General features: G+C 36.5%; 14 protein-coding genes. 7 read left to right on the forward strand and 7 right to left on the reverse strand.

Features of this window, described 5'->3' with window-relative positions:
• Nucleotides 1-28 precede the first annotated feature (28 nt).
• Nucleotides 29-1,021, reverse strand: coding sequence for an alpha/beta hydrolase (locus EZ449_RS16740; protein WP_131560960.1), 993 nt, complete (start codon nucleotides 1,019-1,021; stop codon nucleotides 29-31).
• 289 nt (nucleotides 1,022-1,310) lie between these two features.
• Here EZ449_RS16740 and EZ449_RS16745 point away from each other — a divergent pair, with 289 nt between their 5' ends.
• The 5 genes from EZ449_RS16745 (at nucleotide 1,311) to EZ449_RS16765 (ending at nucleotide 5,629) form a co-directional block, all read left to right on the forward strand.
• A complete protein-coding gene (locus EZ449_RS16745; RefSeq protein WP_131561112.1) occupies nucleotides 1,311-2,282 on the forward strand; it encodes a polyprenyl synthetase family protein in 972 nt (323 codons plus the stop codon).
• On the forward strand, nucleotides 2,282-3,334 hold the full coding sequence (locus EZ449_RS16750; RefSeq protein WP_131560962.1) for a TerC/Alx family metal homeostasis membrane protein: 1,053 nt from the start codon (nucleotides 2,282-2,284) through the stop codon (nucleotides 3,332-3,334). The genes EZ449_RS16745 and EZ449_RS16750 overlap by 1 nt, the downstream gene beginning before the upstream one ends.
• A 256-nt stretch (nucleotides 3,335-3,590) precedes the next feature.
• Nucleotides 3,591-3,818 carry a hypothetical protein gene (locus EZ449_RS16755; RefSeq protein ID WP_131560965.1) on the forward strand — a complete coding sequence of 76 codons (228 nt, stop codon included), beginning with the start codon at nucleotides 3,591-3,593 and terminating at the stop codon, nucleotides 3,816-3,818.
• A 1-nt stretch (nucleotide 3,819) separates the two neighbouring features.
• Nucleotides 3,820-4,107, forward strand: coding sequence for a type II toxin-antitoxin system RelE/ParE family toxin (locus tag EZ449_RS23550; protein WP_131560967.1), 288 nt, complete (start codon nucleotides 3,820-3,822; stop codon nucleotides 4,105-4,107).
• Between the two features lie 76 nt (nucleotides 4,108-4,183).
• On the forward strand, nucleotides 4,184-5,629 hold the full coding sequence (locus tag EZ449_RS16765; RefSeq protein ID WP_131560969.1) for a M20/M25/M40 family metallo-hydrolase: 1,446 nt from the start codon (nucleotides 4,184-4,186) through the stop codon (nucleotides 5,627-5,629).
• Nucleotides 5,630-5,710: 81 nt separating this feature from the next.
• Here the strand turns inward: EZ449_RS16765 and EZ449_RS16770 are convergent, their stop codons facing one another.
• On the reverse strand, nucleotides 5,711-6,091 hold the full coding sequence (locus EZ449_RS16770; RefSeq protein WP_131560971.1) for a hypothetical protein: 381 nt from the start codon (nucleotides 6,089-6,091) through the stop codon (nucleotides 5,711-5,713).
• A 78-nt stretch (nucleotides 6,092-6,169) separates the two neighbouring features.
• Complete coding sequence (locus EZ449_RS16775; RefSeq protein ID WP_131560973.1) at nucleotides 6,170-6,598, reverse strand: CBS domain-containing protein; 429 nt, start codon at nucleotides 6,596-6,598, stop codon at nucleotides 6,170-6,172.
• 318 nt (nucleotides 6,599-6,916) lie between these two features.
• Here EZ449_RS16775 and ahcY point away from each other — a divergent pair, with 318 nt between their 5' ends.
• Both ahcY and EZ449_RS16785 read left to right on the forward strand, forming a co-directional pair.
• Nucleotides 6,917-8,233 (forward strand): adenosylhomocysteinase, encoded by a 1,317-nt coding sequence (gene ahcY, locus EZ449_RS16780; protein WP_131560975.1) that lies wholly within the window; start codon nucleotides 6,917-6,919, stop codon nucleotides 8,231-8,233.
• 312 nt (nucleotides 8,234-8,545) lie between these two features.
• Nucleotides 8,546-8,884: a DUF6370 family protein gene (locus EZ449_RS16785; protein WP_131560977.1), complete on the forward strand. Its 339-nt coding sequence runs from the start codon at nucleotides 8,546-8,548 to the stop codon at nucleotides 8,882-8,884.
• Between the two features lie 166 nt (nucleotides 8,885-9,050).
• On the opposite strand, the gene EZ449_RS23155 is transcribed toward EZ449_RS16785, so the two are convergent.
• From EZ449_RS23155 to EZ449_RS16800, 4 genes are all read right to left on the reverse strand, one after another.
• Complete coding sequence (locus EZ449_RS23155; RefSeq protein WP_225872351.1) at nucleotides 9,051-9,527, reverse strand: polysaccharide deacetylase family protein; 477 nt, start codon at nucleotides 9,525-9,527, stop codon at nucleotides 9,051-9,053.
• On the reverse strand, nucleotides 9,521-10,030 hold the full coding sequence (locus EZ449_RS23160) for a hypothetical protein (RefSeq protein ID WP_225872352.1): 510 nt from the start codon (nucleotides 10,028-10,030) through the stop codon (nucleotides 9,521-9,523). Before EZ449_RS23160 ends, EZ449_RS23155 begins: the two co-directional genes overlap by 7 nt.
• Before the next feature lie 175 nt (nucleotides 10,031-10,205).
• Nucleotides 10,206-10,586 (reverse strand): GtrA family protein, encoded by a 381-nt coding sequence (locus EZ449_RS16795; RefSeq protein WP_131560979.1) that lies wholly within the window; start codon nucleotides 10,584-10,586, stop codon nucleotides 10,206-10,208.
• A gap of 1 nt (nucleotide 10,587) precedes the next feature.
• Complete coding sequence (locus tag EZ449_RS16800) at nucleotides 10,588-12,228, reverse strand: ArnT family glycosyltransferase (RefSeq protein WP_131560981.1); 1,641 nt, start codon at nucleotides 12,226-12,228, stop codon at nucleotides 10,588-10,590.
• Nucleotides 12,229-12,286: the final 58 nt, after the last annotated feature.

Genomic DNA, 12,286 nt, shown 5'->3' on the forward strand with positions numbered 1-12,286 from the left:
GTTTTGTTCTCAGTTTGTAAAAGGGATTTTAATTGGTATGTATTTTCAAAACATTCGCAACGAAATTATCAATGGCAGTTTCAACACTTAGTAAATCTTTCGAGGTAATGTACGATCCCATAACATGGTTGCCAGCATTTGGGATAGCCATTTTCCGCTTCAGCTCGCTCGGTGTTCCCAATTCATCGAACATTTTAAGCATGGCGTTTACTCGAACAACGGGATCTTGCTCTAGCTCATTTTTGTAATAATAGAGCATTAACACCGGTTGTTTTACCTTTTTAAAGGTGCTTTTTACCATAGTACTTTCAATAAATTCCTCTAGCTCAACCAACGATTCTAGTCGATAATTAGTGTACCAATATTTCTTGTATTCCTCCGTTCGGTCATCAACTTTACGTTCTTCACCGCCAACAACTTTCCTGGCGATTTGTAGACCCCAAGGATTATTCAATAACCAAGCATTCTTATCATTAATGGCAACATTTGGAGATAAGAGGATTAAACTATTAATCTCAGGATAGGTTGCAGCTAGTTTTAAGGCTACCGTTCCGCCTGTAGATGTACCAACTAAAATTACTTTTTTACCTAGTTTCTTACCGATGGCATAAGCTTCCTTGCTGGTTTCCCATAGCCTATCGGCTGTAAAGTGTTGCATGGGTGCAATGGTATCTATTCCATGATCTGCCAATCGAGCCAAGTATAAATTAGCATGTAATGCTTTCGCTAAATTTAAGTGAATTGGATTTCCCTCCATTTTCGATGCGGAAAAACCATGGAGGTAAACAACTGCATATTCTGTTTGTTGTTGCGTTGAATCGGCCCAAAAAATTTCGGCCTCATTGCCAGGCTTAATTTTGTTCTTGCTTTCTATATGCTGTAAGTAACTATCTAGATCTTTTAAGTCGGGAACTTTGGTAAGTTCAGGGTTGTAGAGTGGTTTCTTTGGTTTCGGTCCTAATAAATAGCTTAAAACCAGGAGTGTAGAAATTCCTATTAATATTTTATAACGCTTTTTCACAATGGTTTCATTTGGATTTGAACCTGGGTTTAAATGTAAGCTTTTGAAAGAAATTAGCAGAATTTATCTGCAATGTCATAAGAACGTTTGAGGGGGATTGCCTGCAGCGAACTTTCAATTTAAACCTGATCGTAGCGAGCATACCGATTTTTCATCGGTATAAAGTGGAGAGCAGGGCGGAAGAAATGAATGATTACCTCCATTCGTTTCCAAAACCTTAATAATGACATTATCCATTATCTTTTTAAGGGAAATTAGCTTAAGTTTGCAATCAAAATTTTTCGACTTAATGCCGGGAATCGACCTGATAAAAAAACCCATAGCTGCCGATATTAAAGCGTTTGAAAAAACCTTTAAAGAATCTATGCACAGCGACGCACCGTTGCTGGATAGGATTACCCATTACATCGTAAAGCAAAAAGGCAAGCAAATGCGACCAATGTTCGTGTTTTTTGCGGCCAAGTTATGTGGAGGAATTACCGAATCTACCCATCGTGGAGCTGCTTTGGTAGAGCTTTTGCATACGGCTACCTTGGTGCACGATGATGTGGTGGATAACGCTTATGAGCGACGAGGTTTTTTCTCGATCAATGCTTTATGGAAAAATAAGATTGCGGTTTTAGTTGGCGATTATTTGTTGGCTAAGGGATTGTTGCTTTCGGTAAACAATAACGAACATCGATTGTTACAAATTGTATCTGAGGCTGTAAAACAGATGAGTGAAGGTGAGTTGCTTCAGGTAGAAAAGGTGCGGAAGATGGACATTTCGGAAGAGTTATATTTTGATGTCATTCGTCAGAAAACAGCATCATTAATTGCTTCTTGTTGTGCTGCGGGCGCTTCGTCTGCGGGCGCTGATGACGAAACCATTGAGAAAATGCGCTTGTTTGGAGAAAAAGTGGGTATCGCTTTTCAAATAAAGGACGATACTTTCGATTTTGGAACAGATGATGTAGGCAAACCTTTGGGCATAGATATTAAGGAGAAGAAAGTAACCTTGCCTTTAATTTACGCTTTGAATAAAGCAGAAAAACCTGAACGGAAAAGGATCATCAACTTGGTGAAAAATCATCAAGACGATCCGATAAAAATTCAGCAGATTATAGATTTTGTAAATGCACAGGAGGGTGTTTATTATGCCAATCAGAAAATGTTGGAATACCAGAATGAGGCCTTTGCAATTTTGCACCAGTTTGAAGCTGGAGAGGCTAGAACTGGTTTGGAGCAGCTTGTACTTTACACCACTGAACGTAAAAAATAATGAGTAACGAATTACTTTTCAGCTTAGGTTTCCTTTTATTTGTAGTACTGATCTTGGCTCTAGATTTAGGTCTCTTTAGTCGAAAAGAGCACGTTATTAGCTTAAAGCAAGCTGGAGTAATGAGTTTGGTAATGGTCGCTTTGGCCATTGGTTTTTACTTTATCTTAATAACAGAAGGGCATCAGCTCCATGGAATTAAGGATTTTGCCCATCTCAAGGAAATCGTAGCCAAACATCAACACCATATTAATCTTATCCCAAACGATTTTGAGGCCAGCCTTGCAATTTACAAGCAAAACCTCGGCTTGGAGTTTTTAACGGGCTATGTAATTGAGTATGCACTCTCGGTTGATAATATTTTTGTAATCGTACTGATTTTTTCTGCCTTTGCTGTTGAGGAGAAATATTACCATCGCGTATTGTTTTGGGGTATTCTGGGTGCTATCATCATGCGCTTCATCTTCATTTTTGTTGGTGCAGCATTGATAGCAAAATTCGCTTGGATACTTTATTTATTTGGTGCTTTCTTGGTTTTTACCGGTGTAAAAATGTTTTTCAGTAAGGAAGAAGACGAAAAAATTGATCCTGAAAATCATCCTGTGGTTAAATGGGCATCGAAGATCTTTTCCATCCACCCGAAATACGAGGGCAAGAACTTTTTCTTTAAAATCGACCATAAAACATACGTTACGCCATTATTCTTGGTGCTTTTAATTGTCGAGTTTACCGATTTGCTTTTTGCGGTAGATTCTATTCCAGCAATTTTTGCCGTAACGAAAGATCCATATATTGTATTTTTCTCCAATATTTTTGCCATCATGGGTTTACGTTCCATGTTCTTTTTATTGGTCAACATTATTCACAAATTCCATTATTTAAAAACGGGTTTGGCCATATTATTAGCTTTTATTGGCGTAAAAATGCTTGGTCATGTTTACTTAGAAAAATGGGGTTTTACCACAGAGCATTCGCTGATTATAATTCTAGGTATATTGGTGATTAGTATTGTGGCATCGCTTGTTTTTCCGAAGAAGAAAGTAGCCCATAAATAAAGCGTTTCGTTGTTGCGAGAAATATTGCCTCTTCCGATTTTGAGAATCAAAGTCTGCATTTCATTTTAATGTTCGTCCTGCTTTCCGTTTTACTTCGTTGACGGCCGCAAGGGCTGCCACTACGTGCTCACTACAATCAGGTTTAAATAACTCGGGTTTTGTAATTCTTGGGTTGAGTTGCAGTATTCAAATACTATAGTGACAAATCAAATCGTATTGTAAATGAAATACTAAGAATCAATGATTATATTTGATTATGGAAACATTTGTAATTCAAACGGAGGGACCATCTCAAACCAAGGCTGTAAAGGATGCGCTAAAAGCCTTGCATGTAAAGATGTTAGCAATTGGAACAGAGGAGAATAAGTTGCTGCCAAGCCACGTTGCCGATTTAATGTATAAGGGATTAAATGAAGCTGACAGGAAAGAGTTTACCATCAATGAAGATTTTATGGAGTACGTTAAGTCTAAATACATAAAGTAAATTGCCGCTTACAATTGTTTGGACCGAAACCGCCAAAGAAACATATATTTATGTTTTAGATTACCTTGATGAATTCTGGGGAAAAAAGCATGTTAATAATTTCATTAAGAAAACTGACAAAGTTTTTAAGCTAGTAGCTTCCAATCCCCAAATGTTTCACAACATCTATGAAAATGACTCTGTAAGAAAAGGACTTCTTCATAAAAATTGCGCTTTCTTATATAGGATATCTGAAGAAAATATAGAATTGCTCGCCTTTTGGGATACAAGACAAGAACCTTTTCTTTAATCGAAAACGCAAAATAAACGTTACAGCTCAATACCTAAAAGTAATTTTTGTACTTTCAGAGCATAAACCATTCTTCATGAAATACCTTTTTTCAACTGCATTAATTTGTACTGCTTTATTCGCAAACGCTCAAGATAAATTTGGCGATGTTTTCGCTAAAATCAATTCTGATGTTCAGCAAAACTCTAAGGCTTATCAAACACTTAAATACGAAACTGAAACCATTGGACATCGATTAACGGGATCTACAAATGGAGCAAAGGCAGAACAATATGCTTATGATTTATTAAAATCTTACGGCTGTGATGTAAAATTTCAACCTTTCGAGGTGGAAAGTTGGGCTAGAAAAACAATCTCTGTAGAAATTGGTGCAGCTAAAAATAGTTTAACTAAAATGAAATCCGTAACACTTGCACATTCTCCAGTAAGTGCAGATGTAACAGGTGATATTGTAGATGCCGGTAATGGATTAGAAGTGGATTATCAGGCCAGTCCAGAAAAGTTTAAAGGAAAAATAGCCTTAATTTATTTGGGTGTTTTGCCAGGTTCGCCTGCTGGAACAAAAACTTTGCACCGTTCAGAAAAAACAGCTATTGCAACCAAATATGGTGCAATTGGTGTAATTATTATCAATACTGTGAAAGACGGTGTTCTCTTAACAGGAACGGCTTCCGTTACTGGTAAACTCATTCCAATCCCAGCGGTTTGTATCGGCTTGGAAGATGGAATAGCATTAAAGGAAAAACTAAAAGCGCAGCCTCAAATAGTGCATATCTCCATGACTAATTTCTCAGGTTTAATAAAAGCCAGAAATGTTGTAGCTACATTCAAGGGTTTAGAAATGCCAAAAGATAAAATTGTAGTTGGTGGCCATTTAGATAGTTGGGATTTAGCAACGGGTGCAATTGATAACGGCATCGGTTCATTCGCCATCATGGATATGGCCCGTACGTTTAAAAAACTGAATCTTAAGACAAAGCGTACGGTAGAGTTTGTATTATTCATGGGCGAGGAACAGGGTTTATTGGGCTCTAAAGCTTACATCGATCAAGCTAAAAAATCAAAAACTTTAGATCAGGTTAAGTTTATGTTGAACTATGATATGACCAATGATCCAAAAGGTTTCTCTACTTCTCGTGCTGAAATGAAAGATTTATTTACTACTTGGGGAACTGATATTGTAAAAATAGACACTGGATTTAAAAACCTTTTCAATGCTGGTGCAGGTTTGCACAGCGATCATCAACCGTTTATGCTGGAAGGTATCCCGACAGGTGGTGGTTTCGGTGGTAAATTGCCAAATAACTCTGGACCATTTTATCATTCAGATGGCGATTCATTTAAGCTGGTAGATGAGCAGGAATTAAAAAATACGGTTCGTTATAGCGCAATGTTAACTTATGCCTTGGCAAACACACCAAAAATCCCTGTAGGTGTGCAAGGTGAAGAAGAATTGAGGGCTTTCTTAGAATCTCAAAACTTAAAAGAACCGTTGACGATTGCAGGTGAGTGGAGGTGGTAAATTGATTGCTTAGATTCCTTCGGGTTGATTACATTGATTTTCCTGCGGTTTGATTGCACTGATAGATGGATTACACAGATCTTAGGATTTATTAAACAGAAAAAATCGAGCTATTAAGATTACTGTTATTGTCCAAAATGAAAAGCCCACCAAAACGTAGTCCCAATGTTGGGCCCACCCGCTTTTATTATTTTTTAATAGTTGTTTATTGGCTAAAATTGCTTGAATCGGTGGCATAAATGGAAATAGAATTATTACTATCTTTTCTTTAACTGTTAAGCCAATATTATTCCTCGCCCTTTTTAAAACTTCATAATTTATTCCGAGCTCATCTAACTTCTCGATTGAAAAATCCCTTTTCATAAATTCTTTTTTGATAACATTTGAAGTGCTACCATCTAAAGATATATCACCATTAATAATATTAAAAAGTTCTTGATCGGTTAGTTTTTCTATTTCCATTTAAATCACAAGTCAGTGCTTATACTTAAAAACAAATTGGGCAGAGTCTAAAATTTTCCTATTTAATCTTTATCCATTCTACCCACTAATATAGCTTTCCAATTGTGAAATCGTTTGTTTCTGATCTGCGATAATAAACTTTACCAAGTCGCCGATGGAAATCATGCCTTTCACTTCTTCGTTTTCTACAATTGGTAAATGTCGAATGTGCTTTTCGGTCATGAGTTCCATGCAATAGTCGATTGTATCACTTAGTTTAATGGTGATCGGATTTGCTGTCATGGCTTCTGTTATCAAGGTATCTTTAGATGATTTACCCTGAAGAATGATTTTTCTTGCATAATCGCGTTCGGTAAATATGCCCGAAAGTTTTTCGTTCTCCATTACCAGCACAGCGCTGATATTTTTATCCGTCATCACTTTTAAGGCATCCAACACGGAAATGCTTTCTGGTACGGCGATTATTCTAGCCTGTTTCGTATCAAGCAGTTGTTTAACTGATTTCATAATGGTTTAATTTGGTTAGAACAATTTAAGTAATAATTCGCTGAAAATCAAATGGTTTATTTTGGTTCTGGTAGGTTCTGCAAATAAAATAGAGTTCTAACTTAAATAAACCTGATGGTACGAAAAGCCTCCAATTTTTTCTATTGGAGCTTGTAGGTACAGCAGGAGTGAAATAGCGGGAGAATTACTGTATTTGCTTTCCAAAAAAGCATTAAATTTTAAACTATTTTACAATTCGCAAACCACCTTGCTCTGCCAATTATTTGGCTTTCACAAAGCTATGCCGTAACTTTGCATTACATTTAAAAACAAATAATTATGTCATCAGTAGAGACAACATACATCCCTTACAAAGTTAAGGACATTTCACTGGCAGAATGGGGCCGTAAAGAAATCGGATTAGCCGAAGCAGAAATGCCAGGTTTAATGAGTTTACGTAAAGAATTCGGTCCATCGCAACCGTTAAAAGGTGCTCGTATTGCAGGCTGTCTGCACATGACTATCCAAACGGCTGTATTAATCGAAACATTAACAGCACTTGGTGCTGAAGTTACTTGGTCTTCTTGTAATATTTTCTCCACACAAGATCACGCGGCTGCTGCAATTGCTGCTGCTGGTATTCAGGTTTATGCTTGGAAAGGCTTAAACGAAGAGGAATTTGATTGGTGTATTGAGCAAACTTTGCACTTCGGCCCGGAGCAACAACCATTAAACATGATTTTGGATGATGGTGGCGATTTAACCAACATGGTTTTTGATAAATATCCTGAACTAATTGCGGCAATTAAAGGTTTATCTGAAGAAACTACAACTGGTGTTCACCGTTTGTACGAAAGAATGAAAAACGGAACATTGCATGTACCGGCAATCAACGTTAACGATTCGGTAACAAAATCTAAGTTTGATAACAAATACGGATGTCGCGAATCTTTGGTAGATGCCATTCGTCGTGCTACTGATGTAATGATGGCTGGTAAAGTTGCTGTTGTTTGCGGTTACGGTGATGTGGGTAAAGGTTCTGCAGAATCTTTAAGCTCACAAGGTGTACGTGTAATCGTTACTGAAATCGACCCAATTTGTGCTTTGCAAGCGGCAATGGAAGGTTATGAAGTTAAAAAACTAGCTACTGCAATTAAAGAAGCAGATATCGTTGTAACTACAACTGGTAACTGTGATATCGTTCGCGAACAACATTTCAGAGCACTAAAGGATAAAGCGATTGTTTGTAACATCGGTCACTTCGATAACGAAATCGACATGGCTTGGTTAAACGGAAACTATGGCGATACCAAAATCGAAATTAAACCTCAAGTTGATAAATATACAATCGACGGTAAAGATGTAATTATCTTGGCTGAAGGTCGTTTGGTTAACTTAGGTTGCGCAACTGGTCACCCAAGTTTTGTAATGAGTAACTCGTTTACTAACCAAACTTTGGCGCAATTAGAACTTTGGACTAACACTGCTGCTTACGAAAACAAGGTTTATGTGTTACCTAAGCATTTAGATGAAAAAGTTGCTCGTTTACACTTAGAGAAAATCGGTGTAGAGTTAGATGTTTTAGATCAACACCAAGCTGATTATATCGGCGTACCTGTAGAAGGTCCTTTCAAGGCAGATAGTTATAGATACTAAAGCCCCACCCCAACCCTCCCCAGTAGGGAGGGAGCTGGATAATACTTAAAAGGGATGTGCATTTTGCATATCCCTTTTTTATTCCCCTCTTTTAGAGGGGTGCCTGCAAGGCGGGGTGTTCATTTAAGGAATTAAATTTATTCTTTTTTTGAAAACGGGCAAGTAGTGGTTCTTTGGGAATTGCAGTCCTGCTATCCATTCCCATCTTTTTATGTAAAAACATAAAAAGGATTTCCATTTCTATCAGGTTTATTTTACAAAATACAGCAATTCTTTTGCACATGAAAACCTACATTTGAAAAAATGAAAACAATGAAAAACCTAATATTTGCCTTGTTCTTTACTGTGTTTGCAATAAATACTAATGCACAAACAACTCCTAAAAATGCTGCAGCTGCGAAAGTAATCACTAAACAGACTGTAGATATTGCCTGTGGTGAATGCCAATTTAAAATGAAAGGCAAAGACTGCGAGCTTGCCGTAAAAATTGATGGTAAACCCTATTTTGTAGATGGGAAAGGAATTGATGATTTTGGCGATGCACATGGTAAACATGGATTTTGCAATGCCGTGAGTAAAGCAGAAGTAACTGGAGAAATTGTAAATAGTCGCTTCAAGGCGAGAGAAATAAAGTTATTGCCTACGAAGTGATACTTAACCGCAAAGGAAGCAAAGTTTATCGCAAAAAAACGCAAAGCTAATTTTATAGGCATTTCGTAATTATGTACTTAGCCTATATTTTCTAAAATGGCTCAAGTTTTGGCGACTAACTTAATTTTTCTTTGCGTCCTTTCTCAGCGTTCTTTGCGGTAAAACCTCATTCATACCCCTTTTCTAACCCTTGCCTTAAATCGAACAGCAACCACTGTTTATTCGTTACCTCTGCTTCTTTCGATTTTAATAACTGGATAAAATCCCTAACACCAATTTCTTCATTTCCATTTCCGTGGATGAGCACAATACTACCAGCATTTGGCTGCTGACCTTTGGCCAACCATGCATCACTTCCGATGGGGATTAAACCATATCCCTCAATTTTTTGAACTATGGTTTTATCAGAAACCAAACCAGGAAAACGGAAAAATACCGATGGAGTTAAGCCATTTTTAAGCATAAGTTTCTCATTTTCCAAGACTTCAACATCTAAATTAGTTCCTGGTGCAAGTAAGAAATTTTCAGCTAATGGCAGACTATTCACCTCGTGATTGTAAGTGTGATTCACCCAAGTAATATTTAACTCTTTTTTCTCTACCAAGTTTTTAAGCCAGTTCAAATCATCCTGATGTTTCAGCATCCACTTGCCTGATACCGAAATAGCCAATGGTGCAGGTTGTTCAATTTTTTTAACTCATCAAAAACCGATTGAAAAATTATCCTGTCTAAAGGCCTGTGTGATGGATAAAGATCGATAGTTAGCGTTATTCCTTTTTCGTTTGGAATGGAATGATCGATGCCTGCATTTTGCAGCTGAATATCTTTTGTAGCAGCGGCTTCTATAGACTTTACATAAGCTGTGTTCTTGAAAATAGCCAAGACATTTGAATATTCCAAGTTGCTAAGCGAATAATTGCTTGCCAAGTCTACTTTTGAATCTAAACTTTCAGGATTAACTAGGAGTAGGTATTTCTGATTGTTATTTATAAAAGCTCTTACAGCAATAAGTTTTTCAGATGCTCTTGTAGCTAGTGAGAAAATAGCCTTGTAACGTTTTATCCCCTGGAAGCTTTGACCTGAAACTGTAAGGTTTGCAAGAAAAAAAACTGCAACGGTTAGAAGAAACGATTTAGATAACCTCATAATTCCTTATTTAAAATCTTTCTAATTTAACTCAAAAATTTTATCTTTACCAATAACGCAATGGACAAAGAAAAAGTAAAGTTATGGTTTAAGCGGATAGGGGTTGTTGGGTTTTTATTCTTCCTGATAAAAGGATTGATTTGGCTTGTTATTTTTTATTTTATTGGCAAGAACGTTACTTAAAGGTAAACAGCATATTAGCCAAGAAATTCCAAACGAACACAATTACAATCGCAAAAAACTTCGCTACATAAAAATTCGTTCCATTTTTACGCTGGTGAAAAAGGTAAATAATAAAAGTATTCAAGCCTAATCCAATTAAACTGACTACTAAGAATTTACTAAATTCTGTGCCCCAATGTGTATTGGTACTCTGAAAAGTCCAAACCCGATTAATCAGATAATTGTTGGTTACCGCTAATGTAAAACCAATTGCATTTGCAACATACTTGTTTACTTTTATCTTTTCCTTAAAAAGCCAGGTCGCTCCAAAATCAATTGCCATTCCCAGCAAGCCAGTTAATCCAAATTTTAAAATGCGGAAGAATAAATCCATATTAATTTATTTTAACCAGATAAAAATGTTCTAAAACTTGAGGGCGAGTTTTAGCGTTGATGAATTTTCCAGTCAATTTGGTGATGTGATAATATTCAAAGGACTTTAACACTTCAGCATGGTATTCGGTTTTTAATCTTTCGAGTTCTGATTCTGATGCATAAATCACTAATTCTTTTTCATCCCTAAATTTGTTTAGTTCCTCGTAGCTCCAAAAATATTTTGCTTCACCGCTAACATAAAAATCAAATGAATAGGCATCGCCATAATTTAATACCGATGCTTTGGCATTCGGATGATTTTCATTTAACCATTTGGCTGCAACCATACCCGATTCATATTTCAATACTGATGGATAGAAAAATCCGGAAAGGAAAATCATCAGGCCTACGGATATAAATGCGCTTCTGGCAATTAATATTTGGGTTTTAATGCCTTTAAAAATTAAAATAGATGCAAGAAGCAGAATAACGGGTATACCAATTGAAAAATATTTACAATCGACCTGAAAAATAATGGCAATTGCTGCCAATAAGATTACAATTAGAAAGGCCAGTACCATTTGGATATTGTAAAATATTCTCAAAATTTTCCCATCAAGCTTTTGCAAAAATACCGCGGTTATAATGGCAAATTGAGGCAAAATAATCAAGATATAGTGTGGAAGTTGAAATTTCGATAAAGAAAACAATAAAAACGTAATGACAGCGCTTGCCCAAATAATAATACTTTCTGCTGGTAATTTTAACCTATTATTCTTTTTAAAAAGATTAACTACTGCCGTATAAAATAAAATCGACCAAGGTAAAAAAGCCCAAAGCGTGGTGTGCAAAAAGAACGATTTGTCGCCTTTGCCTTTTATAGGTCCGTTGTTAAAAAAGCGTCCGAACTGGCTATCCCAAAAGAAAAACTTGATTCCGGATGTTCCCTGTTTGCCAAAAAATAATTTTTCTGGATGTAAATCCCATTGGATGTATAAGGTGTACAGCTCAGGAATAATAAATGCTAAAATAAGTAAAATGGCAATCCACCATTTCGGCTTAAATAACTGCTTCCATTGCTTAGTTAGCAACCAATAAATAATAAATCCACCAAAAACGGGAATCAAAACAAAAATCCCTTTAATCATAATGGCACAAGCGGCAAAGAATGAACCTGCAATTAGGTGCCAAAATGAATTTGTATGTGCCTTGTAATAATGATAAATTGCTGCGAGCGTAAAGGTTGTAATGTATATCTCTGCCCGAACATCGAAAGTTGAAATGAGCACATGCAGCGAGCTTAAGAAAATGAGCACACTGATTAATCCTGTTTTTTCATTGTAAATAGCTTTAGCCAACTTGTAAACATACCAGGCTCCCAGTAATCCGAATAAAAACGAAGCCAGCTTATATGCAAATGCGTTGATGCCGAAAACCTTAAAAAACGCTGCTGCCAGCCAAAAAGTTAAATGTGGTTTATCTAGCCAATCTGCACCACGAACGTACAGGTTTGTCCAATCATTTCGTAAAACCATGTTTTTGGCAATCGATGCATAAAGTGCAGAATCAGGTTCCATCACACCGCCAAAAAGTGCCAACGAACTTACAACAACAATTATTGCAATTAAGATTTTATATACGGAAGTATCCTTTAAGTTCATTTACAGGAAGCAAATATGAGTAAAAAAAAGTCAAATTTATTTAAGGTTTCTGATTAAC

The organism is Pedobacter frigidisoli, from assembly GCF_004331675.1.
GTDB lineage: Bacteria > Bacteroidota > Bacteroidia > Sphingobacteriales > Sphingobacteriaceae > Pedobacter > Pedobacter frigidisoli.